The sequence below is a fragment of the Varibaculum vaginae genome, assembly GCF_900604285.1.
GTDB classification, from domain to species: Bacteria; Actinomycetota; Actinomycetes; order Actinomycetales; family Actinomycetaceae; genus Varibaculum; species Varibaculum vaginae.
The window spans coordinates 913574-930771 of record NZ_UWNY01000001.1; the positions used below are offsets into that span (position 1 = coordinate 913574).

The following is a 17198-nucleotide window of genomic DNA, read 5'->3' on the forward strand; positions in this document are numbered from 1 at the left end:
TTTTCGGGCGCAAGTATTTTTGCGCCCGAAAAGTCGCTTTAGCTGAAGGAGTTTTTCATGGCCGATCAGGCTCGCAGGCGCAAAGTTGAAGAACGGATTCAAAATACGGTGGCGCGGCTTTTGGAGCGCCGTATTAAAGATCCGCGTATTGGTTTTACTACAATCACGGATTGTAAGGTCACCGGGGATCTGCAACATGCCACCGTTTTTTACACGGTTTTTGGAGATGAGGACGACCGTAAAAAAACTGCTCGTGCCTTGAAAAGCGCTAAAGGTTTGATTCGCTCCGAGGTGGGGAGAGCACTGGGGATTAGACTTACTCCTAGTATTGAATTCACTCTCGATGCTCTCCCGGAACAAGCAGCCAGTTTTGAAGAAAAACTGGCTAGCGCTTTACATTCTGACCAGGAGATACGGGGAGGTTCGCAGACAGCTTCTTATGCGGGTGAAGCAGACCCCTATCGCAAACCGCGGGAAAAGAAGGTTTATGAAGAGGCACCTGCCGCACCGGCTTTCACCGAATGGACTGGTGAGGACGATGCTTTGGGTGAGGACGCAGATAGCGAGACTCCCACAGATTCTCCTGAGTCCGGCGAGATAGAAGCTTCCGGCTACGATAACCACTTCGAAAGTTAAGTAGCTGCAGTTATGGATACTGCTAAAGGGGCTCCGGATTTTTCTCCTGCAGGTGCAGAAATGGAAGTTCCTCGGGCCGCAAGCACTGCTTCCGATGGGGTGCTAGCGGTAGATAAACCCCTGGGGGTTACCAGCCATGACGTGGTTTCCCGTTTACGCCGCTTGGCGGCAACCCGCAAAGTAGGACACGCGGGAACCCTAGATCCTGCGGCCTCGGGAGTGCTAGTAGCCGGTATTGGACGGGGAACTAAATTGTTACAGTACCTGCAAGGACAGAAAAAAACCTATGTCACTCGGGTCTGTTTCGGGGTAGAAACTGATAGTGAGGACGCCGAAGGCACTATTACCGCTAAGCGCGGAGCGAGCCGAGAAGACCTGGAGAAGCTGGAAAGTATACTGCCTACGTGGTGCGGGCAGGTGACGCAAGTACCGAGCGCTTTTTCCGCCTTGAAAATCCGGGGAAAACGCGCGGCGGATCGGATTCGTGCAGGGGAAGAAGTACGCATGGAACCCCGCCCTATCACTATCTATGAACTTGTCGCTCTAGGGGAGCCGCAAGCGGGCGAGCATGCAGGTATACCGGTGGTTTACCAAGATCTAAAAGTTACTTGTTCCGCGGGTACCTATATTCGCGCCCTCGGTCGAGATTTGGGAAAGCAGCTGGGAGTGGGGGCGCACCTAGTAGCCTTACGCCGCCTCCAGGTCGGCTCCTTTGATGCTAGCGGCTGCGGCGATACTAATGCCTCCTTCCCTGCTTTTTCCTTGCAAGAGTTATCTCAGATGGTGGCAGCGGGAGAAGAACTGCCGATAGTGAGCCTGGACAGAATCTGTCGCCAACTATTCCCCAGCTGTCAGGTAACCCCAGAAGTATTAACTGCTTTAAATTACGGTCAGCGCCCGGAAATCAGTAAGAAACTCCTTGACGAACTTGCTAAAGAAGAGCTGGCTACTACCGCAGAAATCTATGCCCTGCATCTTCCTGGTGGGGAAATATCGCTATTGGCTTCCCTAGTAGAGGGCAAGTGGCGTTCTGTACTAAGTTTACAAAATAGGTAAAAGGAGGAACATGAGCGAGGATAATCAAAACTCTGGCGGTTGCGGCTGCGGTTGCGGCTGCGGTGGCAAGGGTAAAGCAAAGAAAACGGCAGAAGAAAAGCGCACTGGGGAACTGGGAGTGCCGGCCAACGGTAGGCCAGAACTTAGTGTACGTCAAAGCGAAAAATAGACCGTGGAAATCTGGAAAAATACTCCGCACCTGGAAAAAGAGCAACGTACTGTAGCCACAATTGGGATTTTTGACGGGGTGCATAAAGGCCATACCCGGATTCTGAAAACCGTGGTAGAAAGAGCGCGGCGTGCGGGACTAAAAGCGGTTGCGGTTACGTTTTTACCCCATCCTTCGCAGCTACACAATCCTGAAAACCCTACGCCGCTAATCCAGCCACTTCCAGATCGTCTAGACGCTATGGCGGCATTGGGACTCGATGCTACCTGGGTGGTGCCCTATACCTGGGATTTGGCAAAGCAAAGCCCGCAACGATTTATCGATCAGTATTTTGTGGATGGCCTACATCTTAAAGAGTTGGTAGTGGGGCAAGACGTTCGCTTTGGGCGGGGGAATTGCGGAAATATTGAAACTTTACGCCAGGCGGGACTTGCAAAAGATTTTCAGGTAATCGAGGTAGCCGATATTACTGACCAGGACTCACGCCGCTATTCTTCTACTGGCGTGCGAGCCTGCTTGGCTCGTGGCGATGTCCAGGGAGCTGCTCGTATATTAGGGCGCAGTTACCGGCTGCGCGGTATAGTGGAGCGCGGTTTTCGACGTGGGCGTCTACTAGGCTTTCCCACCGCAAACCTGGGGGGAACCGAGGGGCTGGCGATTCCTGCCGATGGAGTATATGCGGGGCATTTAGTGCGTTCGGTGCCGGGAACTAATGCAGTCGAGCATTTACCAGCAGCGATTTCGGTAGGAACCAATCCCCAGTTTGCAGGAACGAAAACTACGGTAGAAGCCCATGTGCTCGGGCGGGCTGACCTTAATCTATACGATGAGCCGATAGCTATTGATTTTATTGCCCGTCTACGGGAAATGCTCAAGCTTGAAAGCGTAGAAAAATTGCAGGTACAAATGGATGAAGACCTGCGTGCCTGCAGCGAAATCTTGGGGGTTCCGCCGGTAGGACGGGTTAATCCCGCAGAGGTAACCGCGCTCTAGGTTTCCTGGTTTTAAGAAAAATCCTGTGCCTCCTCGCCTGGATAATATCTCTGGCGATGCTAGTGCTTTCTTGCGGTAGCACCAGGTGAAGGGGGCATGGTTATAAAACCATTACGATCTGTACTAACACAATTTTTGCGATGATCCCGAGGGCGAAGGTTGCGGAATATCCGGATTCACAACGTTCATCCGGGATAGTGGTTTGCACGTGGCTGAGGATAGCGGGTTGCCCCACAAACCCGGCGATAGCTCCCGCCATCCGAGCAGTAGACAGACCTAAGACCTTGCCCAAGAGCCACAGAGCTAACAATACGGGCACCATCCCCACAGCTGCTAGTAATCCGATTTTCACCCCGGTCAAGGAAAATGCTTTGGCGGCGAAAGCTTGTCCGGAAGACAGTCCTACTGCTGCTAAAAATAGCACTAGCCCCATTTGTCGCAACATATTATTAGCCGAGGGGGCCAGGGAAAATACCAGTGGTCCCAGTCGGTCAACACGTCCTAGTATTAAGCCGACTACTAGTGGTCCCGCAGCAGCTCCTAATGCGAGTGACCCCAAAGAGCCCAGGGGGATAGTTATCAGTCCTAGCGCCACCCCGGCAGCGATTCCTAGTCCGAAAGGTAGATAGTCAATCGCGGAAATCTTGTGTTCGGAATCTCCGAAAGTTTTGGCTATTTCTTCTTCACGTTCAACCGGATAAACCACCAATACCCGGTCACCCATTTGCAGGCGGGTTCCGGCCGTGGCCAACATATCGGTGTCTCCACGCCGCACCCGGGTAAGAAGTGATTGGAAACGAGCCGGTAAGAATAGATTGGCTACCGGCTTTCCTACTAGGCGACTATTAGAAACGGTGAATCGATTAAAGTTAACGTCGGTACGATCATTTGAAATATCCCCCTCGATGGGTTTGCCTAGGGCTTTACCTGCGGCGGCTACCGCATCAGGTAGTCCCACAAGGAATGCCAGGTCACCTGTCTTTAGCGAACCGTCGGGGTGGGCTACTTGCATTTTTCCCTCCCGTAGTAGGTAGGAAACTCGCAGTTCCCCTTCATTCGAGCCTACGACCTCGGCAATCCCCGGGATTTCCTGGATACGCATGGGTTTTTCTACCCGGATAGTCTGAGTGGCGAGTCCCGCGGCGGAAGCGGGATCCGGGTCATTGTTAGCGGGAAGTTTTATTCGCATTAATGCGGTCACTACCACCATGGTGACGATTACCCCTACCGGGTAGGCAATCGCGTATCCCACTGCCGGCTGAGCGCTGCCTCCTGCAGCATCGGTAGCAGCAGCTAAGGCAGGGGTAGTGGTGAGGGAACCGGCAAACATTCCCCCCAACAGGTTTGCGTCCAGCCCTAGGGCTTTGCCCCCCAAAGCCACAATCAGGGCATATGCGGCAAGTAAGGCGACCGCCCCAAACAATAGAGGGCCTTGTTTACGCAGGTCGCGAAAAAAAGAGGCACCGGCTGCTAAACCGATCGTGTAGACAAATAATGCCAGTCCGATGGCAGAGATTAGGGAAAGATTCTTTCCTAGCTCCGGGTCGAGGGCGCCAGCAGCGAGGCCAACGAATAAGGCACCGGCGGCTCCAAACTTTAGCGGTCCGAAAGGAATCGAACCGAAGAGGGTGCCCAGCGCTATTACCAAAAATACGGTCAACAGGGGTGAAGAGGAGAGTATTTGAGTCACGCTTTTAGGATAGCGGGGAAACGGTGATTAACCATTTCTACTGGCAGGGCGAGAATTGAGTTACTTTGAAAAAGTTGGTTTTGGGTAGTCTCTTTACCGGGTGGGGCAGGGTAATCGAATTGGGATTTGGGAAAAGCTTTTATGTCTGCGAGGGGGAGACTGGCAGCGGCATAGGAAGCATTTCACGTGCTAGATTCTCGATTTGGGTTTGCAGAATCGGGGCGAGCAAGCTTTGTAATTGGTTGCGGGGAAGGAAAGATACCGGCTCTAGTTGCACGATATAACGCATAGTTGCCACTCCGTAGATCATCGACATCAAAATCTCAACCAGAATATGGAAACGAGCTTCCACTAGTTGTTTCTTTCTTGGATTTAGGTTCGGATCCACCGTGTTGAGCAATTGTGCCACCCCCTGTAGCAGATTGTCACGAATGTAGGTGCGAAAGCGTTGGGTGGTTTCCGCGTCGGTTATCAGCGCACGCATCAGGGCTTTCATTCGATCCTTGGTAAGGCGCTCTTCGTAGAGGGTAAAAGCAAAATCTAAAAGCCTATCGGCTACTCCCTCGATTCCTGGTTCCCACAACTGCAAAATTTGTTCCAAAGGGTCGAGAGGCAGATCGAAGCAATCACGAAATAAGCGCTGTTTTGAGCCGAAGTAGTAGCTAACCATTGCCGGATCACAGCCGGCGCCTTTAGCAATTGACCGCATGGTGGTGCCATCATATCCGCGGGATATGAATTGGGTTTCTGCCACCTGTTTAATTTGATCACGCATTTTCCCGCGCGCTCCTCGTGGACCGCGCCCTTTAGGTACAGACTTGGGTGCAGTTTGCGGGGAAAGGCTGAATCTTTTGAGGGCTGGTGCGATGCTATCCTGTTCATCACCGGTTGCGGTGCAGGGGTAAAACTGTTGCCCCGGTTTCTGCTGAGTTGCTTGTTCATCTCTCGCATCCTGTTTTCCCACGGTTATTTCCTTACTGGGAAAATAAGAGAATACTTTACTTTCATAATTCTTAGCGCTTAATTCATCGCTATTGAAACTCTGGTGGCTTTTATTCTGTCTCTTCCCGCAGTGTTCTGGCTGGTTGGAGTAATCTTTATCTTTTTTTATGCCCATAGTCCTATGCTAATTTCAATACCCCGTGAATTTAGCGTTTTCAGCCTAGTTTGAGGGATGAGAACGATTCCGGGAGGTGCCATGAGTAAAACTACTGACGCCTTTGAACTTACAGGCGGTAAAAGCGCGAAAGCTACCCAAGGAGCGCACTTGCTCAAATTAGGTATCGATATTGGTTCCACCACCGTAAAAGCGGTGCTACTTGCGGGACGGCAGGTAATCTTTTCTGACTATCGCCGCCACCATGCGGATGTGCGCGGGGAACTGGCCAGCTTGCTACGCGATATTAACGCCGCGCATCCGGGAATTACCGTAAAAGCGGCAGTCACCGGTTCCGGCGGACTTTCGGTTGCCGGAGCGATGAACGTGCCGTTCGTGCAAGAAGTTATCGCCGGCACCAAAGCAGTGGGAGACACCCACCCACAGGCCGATGTGATTATTGAGCTAGGTGGGGAAGACGCAAAAATCACCTATCTGCATCCCACGCCCGAGCAGCGCATGAACGGCACCTGCGCCGGCGGCACCGGCGCCTTCATCGACCAGATGGCTACCTTGCTGCACACCGACGCCTCGGGACTAGACAAACTTGCTGCTCGCGCCAGCCAGCTTTACCCGATTGCCTCGCGCTGCGGAGTATTCGCCAAAACTGACCTGCAGCCTTTACTGAACGAGGGTGCCGCGCACGAAGACCTCGCGGCCTCGATTTTTACCGCGGTTGCCACCCAAACTATTGCGGGATTGGCCTGTGGGCGCCCGATTCGCGGAAACGTAATGTTCCTGGGCGGGCCGCTGCACTTCCTCCCGAACCTACGCAAAGCCTACGAGGAGCTGCTCCCCAAAGCCGATAGCTTCCTCACCCCGGAGCATGCGGAACTTTATGTGGCGCTGGGGGCGGCGCTGAGTGCTGATAAAGGGGATCCGCGCTCCTTGGAGCAGTTAATAACTGACCTGGCCACCGGGAAAATCGATACTGATTCCCAGCGGATGCGCCCCCTATTTGCTAATGAAGAAGAACTGGCGGAGTTTCGTGCCCGCCACGATAAAGAAGTAATCCCGCAGCTAACATTGTCCGAGGCGCGAGGGCGCTGCTTCCTGGGGGTAGATTCCGGATCCACCACTATTAAAGCGGTAGTGATTGACCAGGATAAACGGATCGTATTCGCCCACTATGCTTCTAACGAGGGTGACCCGGTTTCGACGGCGGTGGAGATTGTGCGGCGTATACGCACCGAACTGCCTGAGGGCGCCTATATTGGACGCGCCTGCTCGACTGGTTATGGGGAGGGGCTGGTGAAAACCGCCCTCAACCTGGAGCAAGGGGAAGTGGAAACTATGGCGCATTTCCGCGCCGCTGAAGACCTGCTGCCGGGGGTGTCTTCGGTAATCGATATCGGCGGGCAAGATATGAAATATTTGAAGATTCGCGCCGGAGCCGTGGATTCCATTTCGGTGAATGAGGCTTGCTCGTCTGGGTGCGGATCTTTCTTGCAGACTTTCGCCGCCACTATGGGTACCAGTGTGCAAAGCTTTGCCGCCGATGCGGTAGCTGCCAAGGAACCGGTGGATTTGGGGACCCGCTGCACCGTGTTTATGAACTCCTCGGTGAAGCAGGCACAAAAGGAGGGGGCGAGCCCGAAAGATATTGCCGCGGGGCTGTCTTATTCGGTGGTGCGCAACGCCCTCTATAAAGTAATTAAACTCAAAACCCCAGAAGAACTGGGCGAAAAGGTAGTTGTCCAGGGGGGAACTTTCCTTAACGATGCGGTGCTGCGGGCTTTTGAACTGCTAACTAAGCGGGAAGTGGTGCGCCCCAATATCGCTGGTTTGATGGGTGCCTATGGGGCAGCTTTGATTGCCAAGCAAAGCGATGACGGCCAGGGGGAATCCACCCTGGCCACCCTGGAAGACCTAGAGAATTTCCAGGTAGAGACCACCCGTAAGACCTGTAGGCTGTGTCAAAACCACTGCCAGATGACCATCTCTACCTTCTCGAACGGGGAGCGGCACGTTTCGGGGAACCGCTGCGAACGCGGCGCTTCCTTAGAGAAAGTGCCACAGAAGTCGGCGCTACCGAACTTGTTTGATTGGAAATATAAGCGGATTTTCGGGTATCGCCGCCTGACCGAAAAGCAGGCATTCCGCGGGGACATTGGGATTCCCCGGGTACTCAATATGTACGAAAACTATCCGCTGTGGTTCACCATGCTCACCAAGTTGGGATTTAGGGTGATGGTTTCGGGGCGCTCTAACCACGACCTGTTTGAAACCGGGATGGAATCGATTCCGTCTGAAAACATCTGTTTCCCCGCGAAACTGGTACACGGACATATCGAATCCTTACTGAAGAAAGGGATAAAAACTATTTTTTATCCCTCGGTGATTTATGAACAACAACTGGTGGAAGGCACCGATAACTGCTTTAACTGTCCGGTGGTGGGTACCTATCCCGAGGTTATCCGCAACAATATGGAGTCGCTGCAAGACAGCGAAGTCCGCCTGATCAGTCCCTTCTTAAATCTGGGGAATCGAGAGTTCCTGCCCAAACGAATCGCGGAAGTATTCGCTGATTGGAACGTGACCCAGGCAGAAGCCAAAGCCGCCCTCGATGAGGCTTGGGAAGAGGACGCCGCCGTCAAAGCAGAGATCCGGGAGAAAGGCCGCGAATCTTTAGAATGGATTCGCGAAAACGGAGTGCGCGGGATTGTGCTCGCCGGGCGTCCCTATCACCTAGATCCAGAGGTTAACCACGGGATCCCGGAGTTAATTATCGGCTTGGGAATGGCGGTGTTTACAGAGGATTCGGTGGTAGATGGTCGTCTAGAGCGCCCCTTGCGGGTGCGTGACCAGTGGGCTTACCATTCTCGTCTCTACGAGGCCGCCGCCCGGGTGGGCGATGAACCCGATCTGGAATTGGTGCAACTGAACTCATTTGGCTGCGGCGTGGACGCAATCACTGCTGACCAGGTGCAAGAGATTTTAGAAGGGCGCGGAGACGTTCACACCGTCCTCAAGATTGATGAGGTTTCCAACCTGGGAGCGGCCCGGATTCGCTTGCGTTCCCTGGATGCCGCCACGCGGGAGCGGCAAAGCTCCACAGTCCTTACCTATCCCAGTGTGGATCGGATCGGCGACCCCGATGCCATGCCAAGAGAACCAGAGGAAGCAGAAGTTCCTACCCGCATAGATCCGGCAGCCGAAGCCGCCGCAGAAGAAGCCCTCCTGGCGAAAGCCGGCCATGTGCAGGTGCATTCTAAATTCACCGAACAGATGCGCAAAGACGGTTGGGAAATTCTGGTTCCCCAAATGGCGCCTATCCAGTTCCGTCTGGCGCAGCCGGTGTTGCGCCGCGCCGGATTGAACGTGCGTTTGCTGGAACATACTTCCCGCGAATCGATGGAAACTGGCCTCAAGTTCGTGAATAACGATTCTTGTTACCCCGCGATCGTGGTGATTGGGCAGCTGATCGAGGAGTTTACTTCCGGGCGCTCCAACCCGGATAAAACCGCGGTTGCGATTTCGCAGACCGGAGGAATGTGCCGGGCAACCAACTATGCGTCCCTGCTGCGTAAAGGGTTGCGGGATGCCGGGTATCCGCAGGTGCCGGTGATTGCTGCCTCGGTGCAAGGCATTGAAGAAAATCCGGGATTCCAGCTTTCTTGGTCGGAAATCCACCGGATTTTGCAAGCTATATGCTTGGGCGATATGTTGCAAACCATGCTTTTGCGGGTACGCCCTTATGAGCTGGTGAAAGGTTACGCGATGGAGCTTTATCGGCGTTGGGATCAGATTATCCAGGAATGGTTTGCGGCTGGAAAATACTCGGCCACTTGGGGCGGTCGCCTCAGCTATTCCCGCCTGATTAAGGAATGTGTCAAAGAGTTTGATGCCTTTGAGCTGAACGATGAGCCGCGCCGCCCCCGGGTTGGTTTGGTGGGAGAAATCCTGGTGAAGTTCCACCCGGATGCTAATAACCACGCGGTTCGGGTGATTGAGGAAGAAGGCTGCGAAGCCGAACTGCCCACCCTAATCCAGTTCTTCCATTACTCCCTGGCCAGCGGAAACTTTGAACGTGACGAAATGGGCAATTCCCGCAAAGTTAAGTTAGGGATGGATGCGGGGCTGTGGGCGCTGGAGCGCTATGAGGATGCGATTCGCCGGGCTTTCGCCAAAACGAACGGCAAGTTCGAGATGCACCGGCGAATCAAAGATATGGCGGCTCGTTCTGTCGATATTGCAGGCATGGGTAATCAGGCTGGTGAAGGCTGGTATTTGACCGCAGAAATGGTAGACATGATCGAGCATGGCTGCCCCAACATTATTTGCGCCCAGCCTTTTGGGTGCCTGCCGAACCATGTGATTGGTAAGGGAATGTTCCGCGCGCTGCGCAACCGTTACCCGGAGGCCAATGTGGTGGCAGTCGATTATGATCCGGGTGCCTCGGAAGTTAATCAGCTAAACCGGATCAAGTTGATGATTGCGACTGCCCTGCGCGGCGAGGAAGTAGCTGATGATTTCGAGGATATGCCCGAGGAAGCGAACGGGGCAGGCTGCGGATGCGCGTCCTTTTGCGGTAGCGGAGTGCAATGGAATTCTGAGATGCAAGTCAGCCCCGCAGGCAGGCGTTCCTTGCCGATTACCCCGGTGAGCGCCGCGCGCTAAGACTGGTGAATTAGTAGCCGAGGACACCCCATTGTGACCCCGGTAATACCGATATTAACCCCTCGCGTCTCTTTTCGTTCTGAAAAGGAATGGATTTCTTAAAACATGCTAGGAAGTTTCTTATTGAAACTTCCTAGGCGTATATGCCTAACACCTCAGAATCTTTCTTCCTACAGCAAGAAATCATCAAAAAACAAAGATATTAAGGCTATGAGGTAATAAAGATGAGGCTCTAGGCGATGTATCGGCGGTCAAAAAAGATTTTTATGCTAGGGAGTCCAGAAAATCTGCCGCCTGGCTTGCGTCCGCAAAAACTGCCCCATCTTCGGGATCTTTACCTTCGATAACTCTTTGCGTGTGTGTCAGGGCGCGAGCTGCCAAAGCATTGGGGGGGCATAAGTGAGAGCGGGATCTGTAGGTACCGGTTACTTATCAGTAGTATAAGGCGTATACCAGTAAAAATATCCCTCCGGATACAATAATCCCCACTAGCGCTGAAAGAATAAGCAGTCTTGGTTTTGTGCGTCGCAGTGAAGCCAACAGGCCGATACAGGGAATAAAGCCCGTGATGGCTACGACTACCAGTATCTCTAAGCTGCGCAGGTCTACGCCTTGAAGTAATGCCACCACTACTGGACCTAGAATCAAACCTAGGGGGAAGCCGGTGGCGATAGATCGTTGAGTCACCGATCCATAATGGGCAAAAAATGCCATTGAACCAACGATTACTCCGCACCCTACCCCTAACAGTGTCCAGACCAGGGCAATCTTCGCAATGTCGCTGCCAGCCGCGCCTGGACGCAAGTTGTAGATCGGTATTGCACAGTAATAGATTGCTAACGCAAACAGAATCGAAACGGAAGCTACACTAGCAGCGATTTTCCAGGATTTAGAGAACCAGCCCACCACTACCGCAATCATTACGAACCCCAGTCCGGAACTGGCGAGCTTCGTCATAATCGTGATGAACACTCCCGAAAATGGGAACATATCATTTGCGACTGAACCGCAACCTATCATCACCGCGAGGCTCAGACCGAGGGTTATAGATACGCCAGCAGCGGGGCGTTTAGACTTTTGGGCTGAAAGTAAGTTGTCTCGCGCACTGTCTCTATTCAAAGATTTAGCATCAAAATCACTGGTCTCAAGCACTAGCTAATCTTATCCCAACTTCCGGATAGTTCCGGCGGTGACTTATAGTTTGCGGCAGGGGGGTGGGGGGTAACCGAAATAGGAATAACGGAATTCGCCGGGTCGGTTTTCTAAACCTTTTGTAAGGCAGGATTTGGCGCGCGCTAGACTTTTATCATGGCAGATGATGATTGTTCCCCGCTAACTTTGTCTGAAATGCTGCGTTCACCAGGAAAAAATGTTTCTGGGTGGTTTCTGAGCGCGCGGATTAAGTCATTGGACGGGCTACGAGCGTTAGCAATAGTAGCGGTTGTTCTCTATCACCTCCGCCCCAGCGCGTTACCTGGCGGATTTATTGGGGTCACCGTATTCTTTGTGCTCTCCGGGTTCTTGATTACTCGCAGCGTTGTCAGTGCCCTGGACAAGGGAACTTTTTCTTACCCGCGCTACCTGTTGCGGCGTTTTTGGCGGCTATTTTTCCCGATAGTTATCACCATTGCTCTCAGCGCCGCCCTGACCTATCTGTTCGCGCCTAGCCTGCTGCTGAAAGTACAAAGTGATTGCCTACCGGCAACCTTGTTCGTCAGTAACTGGTTTTATATTTTCCGCAACGTCCCCTATTTTGCGGCGGCAGGGCTGCCTTCCCCGCTCACCCACCTGTGGTTCCTGGGGGTACTCGCGCAGTTCTATGTGATCTGGCCGCTGATTGTCTACCTGTTGCTGAAAGTTCGGCGGGCAGCCCCGGCGATTACCGCAGTCTTGATTCTGGCGTCCGCGGCAGCCATGGCCTTCTTCTGGTTGCAGGGAAACGACGTAACCCGCGCGTACTACGGCCTGGATACTCGCGCCGGGGAACTGCTGGTGGGTGCGTTCTTAGCGTTTATCTTTCCCCGGGTTTCCTCGGACCTCAGTTCTACTGCTCAAGCAAAGACCGGGAAGGGCGCGCTGCTCCAGGTGCTGGCAGCCGGGAGCCTCGTGGGGTTAATAGTCTTCAGCATCTTGGGCAATGGAGAACTGTCAGCGATGTACCTTGGCGGTTTCCTGCTGGCGGTGATCCTCAGTGCGCTAATAATCAGGGCGGCGGCCTCTGCCGGTTCGGTAATTTCGATACTGCTGACTAACCCGGTGTTCAACTACCTAGGTTCGCGCTCTTTTGCCCTCTACCTGGTGCACTTCCCAATCCTGCTGATACTGAATCCAGCTACTCGCACAGTGCCGCCCTCCTGGTGGCAGCAACTCTTGCAGCTCCTGGTGGTGGCAGTTGTGGCTGAGATTTTTTATCACCTGGCAGAAGCGCCCGCGACTTTACTGAGTTCTCTTTGGAAAAAACCGGGAGAAAAGAAAGCCGCGAAACTAAAGAGCCAGAGCTGGTTGCACAAAGTACAGCTCACTGTGTTTGCGGTACTAGCTACGCTGTCACTGGTGGTGGCAGGGGCGCTGGCGTTTTACCCCGCGAACTGGCAGCAGATAGCAAAAGACCGAGCAGTGCAGGTACGCCCCGAACTTGCCTCCGCCTCGTCCTCGAAATCTAAAAAGCAAGAAAGTAAGGATAAGGAGCGCGGCGCGAAGGAAGGTAACGAGCCTAAAGGAATGAAACCGGTAGCGAAGAAGGTTCCCCGAAACCTGGATACCAGCGGGTGGCGGATCGGTTCCGAAACCGGCAGTTGCAACGCGGACGTGCTCATCATCGGCGATTCGGTAACCGAGGGTGCAAGCACTGCCATCAAGAAAGTACTGCCGCAGGCAGTAGTGGATGGGGCGGTTAGTCGCCAGATTCAAAGCGGCCCGGAGATACTTGCCAACTATCACAACCAGGGGATTCGTCCCCGTGTACTGGTGTATGCCCTGGGAACCAATGCGGTACTGCGCGGTGATTTACTGGCGCAAAACCTAATCGACAGTGCCGAGGGCGAGCCGCTGTACATACTGACCATTCGCAATCCCTATCCTTTACAAGACATCAATAATGAAGTGTTTAACCGGTTAGCTAAGGACAATCCGAATGTGGGAATTATTGACTGGTGGGCGGCCACCGAGGGGCATCCAGAATACCTGGTAGATGATGGAACCCATCCCACCGCTGCCGGCAACGAGGTGCTCGCAAACCTGTACAAGCAAGCGCTGTGTGGGCGGTAAGGGGGTCAGGTCAGCTAGCTGATTCTTTCGATACGTGCTCCCTTGTCCTCGTGCCCTTTCCACAGTAGTCCCGCTTGCGCGTGTCCTAGTTCACCAGCGCCAAAATAGGATTGCCAGCAGCGCTAATGTTAGGCTAGTAAAGCCGTTACAAGCCGGCCACGGATGCGTCATGCCCGGGTGAAACTGCCCCGGTGCTCCGTGCAACAAGGATAGGAAAAGGAGAACCCAGTGGCACTGAGTAAAGAAGAAAAAGCCAAGATTATGGAAGAATATGCGACCCATCCCGGTGATACGGGTTCGCCTGAGGTTCAGATTGCGCTGCTTTCTAAGCGGATCTCAGATCTGACTGAGCATTTCAAAACTCACCAGCATGATCACCACTCCCGTCGGGGACTAATGCTGTTGGTGGGACAGCGGCGCCGCCTGTTAGGTTATCTGAAAGATATCGACATTGAACGTTACCGTTCTTTGATCGCGCGCCTTGGCTTGCGCCACTAACATAGAAATATCGGCCCGGTTAACGCCGGGCCGCATTGCTATCACCCCGGTTTCGGTCTTCGGTGGTGGCCTCCGGATCAGGCACAGCAGTTTCTAGGCGCCATTCTCCGTGGGTCTCGATCGTTGACCGCCCATCGCAAGGTGATAGCTCTCAGCAGGGCACAGGCCCTAGAAGATGGAATACAAGGAGTAAATAAAAGAAAATGATGGACGATCCAGAAGTGATTGCCTCCGAGGCAATCATCGATAACGGTCGTTTCGGACAGCGCACAGTGCGTTTCGAAACTGGCCTACTCGCCCAACAGGCTGCCGGCAGTGCGCTGGCTTACCTGGATGATGAAACCACGGTTTTATCCGCCACTACGGTTGGGAAAAACCCGCGTGACCAGTTTGATTTCTTCCCGCTGACTGTTGATGTGGAAGAACGCCAATACGCTGCCGGACGCATCCCCGGAAACTTCTTCCGGCGGGAAGGACGTCCCGGTACCGAGGCGATTCTAGCTGCGCGTCAAATCGACCGCCCGCTGCGTCCCTCCTTCGTGAAAGGGCTGCGCAACGAAGTACAGGTGGTAGCCACCGTACTGACCGTGCACCCCGACGACGCCTACGATGTGCTGGCCATTAACGCGGCCAGCATGTCCACCCAGATTTCCGGTCTGCCCTTCTCGGGGCCGATCGGTGGTACCCGCATTTCTCTGATCGACGGACAGTGGGTAGCATTCCCGCGTTACAGCGAGATAGAACGCTCCACCTTCAATATGGTGGTTGCTGGTCGGGTTATCCAGACCGCTGACGGTGGCGAAGACGTCGCCATTATGATGGTCGAGGCCGGCGGTGGTGAAGGTACCTGGGATCTGATCCAGCAGGGACAGACCGCACCTACCGAAGATGTAGTAGCTGCCGGTCTCGAGGCCGCCAAGCCTTTCATCAAGGAACTATGCCGTGCCCAAGCACAGGTAGCTGCCAAGTGTCAGAAGGAAACCCTGGAATTCCCGCTGTTTAAAGACTTCGAGGATGAACACTGGGATGCCGTGGCCGAAAACTGCCGCGAACAGCTCGACCAGGCCGTACAGATCGCCGAAAAACTTGAGCGGCAAGACCGGGTTGATGAAATTAAAGACCAAATGCTCGCCGATCTGGAAGAGCATTTCCCCGAAGGCGAGAAAGAGCTCAAAGCGGCCTTCCGTGCCCTCGAAAAAGAGCTAATCCGTACCCGCACCCTGAACGAGGGCGTGCGGATGGATGGACGTAAACCGAACCAGATTCGCTCGCTATATGCGCGCGCCGGAGTGCTACCCCGCCTGCATGGATCGGCTATTTTCCGTCGCGGTGAAACTCAGGTGCTGGGGGTAACTACCCTGAATATGCTGCGTATGGAGCAACAGTTGGACAACCTGGGGCCGGATACTCGCAAGCGCTATATGCACCAGTACAACTTCCCGCCCTATTGCACCGGTGAAACCGGGCGTGTAGGCAGCCCCAAGCGACGGGAAATCGGACATGGCCACCTCGCGGAAATGGCACTAGAGCCGGTACTTCCTTCCCGGGAAGAGTTCCCCTACGCTATCCGCCAGGTATCGGAAGTTATGGGCTCGAACGGATCGTCTTCCATGGGATCAGCCTGCGCCTCTACGATTTCGCTGCTGAACGCGGGTGTGCCGTTAAAGGCACCGGTCGCCGGGATTGCTATGGGTCTAATGAGCGAGCCGAACGAGGACGGAACCACCAAGTACATGACCCTCACCGATATTTTGGGAGCCGAGGACGGCTTTGGAGATATGGACTTTAAGGTCACCGGTACTCGGGACTTCATCACCGCCTTGCAGCTGGACACTAAACTAGATGGTATTCCCTCTGATGTGCTGAAAGGTGCACTGGCGCAGGCGAAGGAAGCTCGCCTAGAGATCTTGAATCTGATCGAACAGGCAATTCCAGAACCGGATGAAATGAGCCCCTATGCTCCGCGTATCATCACCGTACAGGTGCCGGTAGACAAGATTGGCGAGGTCATCGGCCCCAAGGGCAAGATGATTAACCAGATTCAAGAGGACACCGGAGCCGAGGTTGTGATTGAGGACGACGGTACTGTCTATATTTCCTCCGCTGACGCCGAATCTGCCGAAGCCGCCCGGGCAGCAGTTAATGCGATCGCTAACCCGCAAATGCCTGAGGTAGGGGAGCGTTTCGTAGGAACCGTGGTGAAGACCACCTCCTTCGGGGCGTTTATTTCCCTGACCCCCGGTAAGGACGGGCTACTGCACATATCGCAGATCCGCCGTCTGGTAGGCGGTAAGCGCATCAACCAGGTTGAGGACGTACTAAACGTCGGCGATCAGGTGCAGGTAGAGATCGAAGAGATCGACGAGCGGGGTAAGCTGTCGCTGGGAGCGGTACTCAGCGAAGAGCAAGCAGCCGAGCTAGCTGAAAATGAGGCCAAGCAGGAATCTCGCCGTCCCGAGGAAGAAGAGCGCCCGCGTCGCTCCCGTAACCGTACTCGCCGTCACCGCAATAATCGCCGTGACAGTCGTCGCGATGAAGAAGTAACTGACGATGGCGAATAAACGCTAAGAAAAGTTGGCGAGGGCGAGATATTCTCGCCCTCGCCTGCTTTTGTTTTCAGAAAGTCAATAACAATGCGCAGATTCTTAGACTTGGTGGTAGCGGGGGTGGGGCTCTTTTCCTGTCTGTTCTTCGCCCTCGCCCTAGTGGCAGTTTCCGTGGGTAGTGAGGCGGGGCTATTACAGGTAATCACCATGTTTTTGGCGTGTATGTTTGCAGCGGTAGCATGCATGTTTCTGTTCCTGTTTGCCGGTCTGCGGCTGGCCCTTAAACTAGCTGCTCGCCGTTTTTGGGGGAGAGTTTTGCTAGCGGTACTGATAGTTACCATAGCCACCCTGATCTACGCGTTTGTTAGCGGAAGTGCCCAGGCTCAGCTAATAAGTCTGGCAATGGGGATTTTCAGTGCGCTCACTTTGGCGGAGTTTGGTTGTGCCTTCACGATAATCCCCGCTAGTGGCCGGGATTCATTGAAAAAACAGGTTAAGGACGAAAGCGGGGGCGATGTGAATCCCGCGAATTCGCAGCGAATTAACGCTAAACATAAATAGGGGATA

The 17198-nt window shown here is 54.0% G+C and carries 12 protein-coding genes; 9 read left to right on the top strand and 3 right to left on the bottom strand.

Translation table 11 applies throughout. The annotated features are described in order from the left end of the window. Window positions 1-57: 57 nt before the first annotated feature. Genes rbfA through EFB02_RS03890 form a run of 4 tightly spaced genes read left to right on the top strand, consistent with a single transcriptional unit; the run spans window position 58 to window position 2854 of the window. On the top strand, window positions 58-636 hold the full coding sequence (gene rbfA / locus EFB02_RS03880) for a 30S ribosome-binding factor RbfA (protein WP_122820263.1): 579 nt from the start codon (window positions 58-60) through the stop codon (window positions 634-636). Between the two features lie 12 nt (window positions 637-648). Further along, on the top strand, window positions 649-1692 hold the full coding sequence (gene truB, locus EFB02_RS03885; RefSeq protein ID WP_122820264.1) for a tRNA pseudouridine(55) synthase TruB: 1044 nt from the start codon (window positions 649-651) through the stop codon (window positions 1690-1692). 10 nt (window positions 1693-1702) lie between these two features. Next, complete coding sequence (locus EFB02_RS08710; RefSeq protein WP_160115369.1) at window positions 1703-1861, top strand: hypothetical protein; 159 nt, start codon at window positions 1703-1705, stop codon at window positions 1859-1861. Window positions 1862-1864: 3 nt separating this feature from the next. Further along, a complete protein-coding gene (locus tag EFB02_RS03890) occupies window positions 1865-2854 on the top strand; it encodes a bifunctional riboflavin kinase/FAD synthetase (protein WP_122820265.1) in 990 nt (329 codons plus the stop codon). A gap of 100 nt (window positions 2855-2954) precedes the next feature. On the opposite strand, the gene EFB02_RS03895 is transcribed toward EFB02_RS03890, so the two are convergent. Together EFB02_RS03895 and EFB02_RS03900 are read right to left on the bottom strand one after the other, a co-directional pair. Then, the gene (locus EFB02_RS03895; protein WP_122820266.1) at window positions 2955-4544 is read right to left on the bottom strand and encodes an aspartate:alanine exchanger family transporter; all 1590 of its coding nucleotides are present in this window, start codon (window positions 4542-4544) and stop codon (window positions 2955-2957) included. Window positions 4545-4683: 139 nt separating this feature from the next. Then, window positions 4684-5319 (bottom strand): TetR/AcrR family transcriptional regulator, encoded by a 636-nt coding sequence (locus EFB02_RS03900; RefSeq protein ID WP_122820652.1) that lies wholly within the window; start codon window positions 5317-5319, stop codon window positions 4684-4686. A 423-nt stretch (window positions 5320-5742) separates the two neighbouring features. On the opposite strand from EFB02_RS03900, the gene EFB02_RS03905 reads away from it, so the two are divergent. Continuing rightward, window positions 5743-10320, top strand: coding sequence for an acyl-CoA dehydratase activase-related protein (locus EFB02_RS03905; RefSeq protein ID WP_122820267.1), 4578 nt, complete (start codon window positions 5743-5745; stop codon window positions 10318-10320). Between the two features lie 432 nt (window positions 10321-10752). Here the strand turns inward: EFB02_RS03905 and EFB02_RS03910 are convergent, their stop codons facing one another. Continuing rightward, window positions 10753-11472: a hypothetical protein gene (locus tag EFB02_RS03910; protein WP_122820268.1), complete on the bottom strand. Its 720-nt coding sequence runs from the start codon at window positions 11470-11472 to the stop codon at window positions 10753-10755. Between the two features lie 156 nt (window positions 11473-11628). Between EFB02_RS03910 and EFB02_RS03915 the strand changes: the two genes are divergently transcribed. The 4 genes from EFB02_RS03915 to EFB02_RS03930 all read left to right on the top strand — a co-directional run bounded on the left by EFB02_RS03915 (window position 11629) and on the right by EFB02_RS03930 (window position 17192). Next, window positions 11629-13587 (top strand): acyltransferase family protein, encoded by a 1959-nt coding sequence (locus EFB02_RS03915; RefSeq protein WP_122820269.1) that lies wholly within the window; start codon window positions 11629-11631, stop codon window positions 13585-13587. Between the two features lie 228 nt (window positions 13588-13815). Next, complete coding sequence (gene rpsO / locus EFB02_RS03920; protein WP_027723647.1) at window positions 13816-14085, top strand: 30S ribosomal protein S15; 270 nt, start codon at window positions 13816-13818, stop codon at window positions 14083-14085. 206 nt (window positions 14086-14291) lie between these two features. Then, window positions 14292-16646, top strand: coding sequence for a polyribonucleotide nucleotidyltransferase (locus EFB02_RS03925; RefSeq protein ID WP_438947133.1), 2355 nt, complete (start codon window positions 14292-14294; stop codon window positions 16644-16646). 72 nt (window positions 16647-16718) lie between these two features. After that, a complete protein-coding gene (locus EFB02_RS03930; protein ID WP_122820271.1) occupies window positions 16719-17192 on the top strand; it encodes a hypothetical protein in 474 nt (157 codons plus the stop codon). The last annotated feature ends 6 nt before the right edge of the window (window positions 17193-17198 follow it).

Bases quoted from the DNA above. Each gene is read 5' to 3' on its own strand.
- rbfA (WP_122820263.1), top strand. From the start codon at position 58: ATGGCCGATCAGGCTCGCAGGCGCAAAGTTGAAGAACGGATTCAAAAT.
- truB (WP_122820264.1), top strand. From the start codon at position 649: ATGGATACTGCTAAAGGGGCTCCGGATTTTTCTCCTGCAGGTGCAGAA.
- EFB02_RS08710 (WP_160115369.1), top strand. From the start codon at position 1,703: ATGAGCGAGGATAATCAAAACTCTGGCGGTTGCGGCTGCGGTTGCGGC.
- EFB02_RS03900 (WP_122820652.1), bottom strand. From the start codon at position 5,319: ATGCGTGATCAAATTAAACAGGTGGCAGAAACCCAATTCATATCCCGC.
- EFB02_RS03905 (WP_122820267.1), top strand. From the start codon at position 5,743: ATGAGTAAAACTACTGACGCCTTTGAACTTACAGGCGGTAAAAGCGCG.
- EFB02_RS03915 (WP_122820269.1), top strand. From the start codon at position 11,629: ATGGCAGATGATGATTGTTCCCCGCTAACTTTGTCTGAAATGCTGCGT.
- EFB02_RS03925 (WP_438947133.1), top strand. From the start codon at position 14,292: ATGGACGATCCAGAAGTGATTGCCTCCGAGGCAATCATCGATAACGGT.
- EFB02_RS03930 (WP_122820271.1), top strand. From the start codon at position 16,719: ATGCGCAGATTCTTAGACTTGGTGGTAGCGGGGGTGGGGCTCTTTTCC.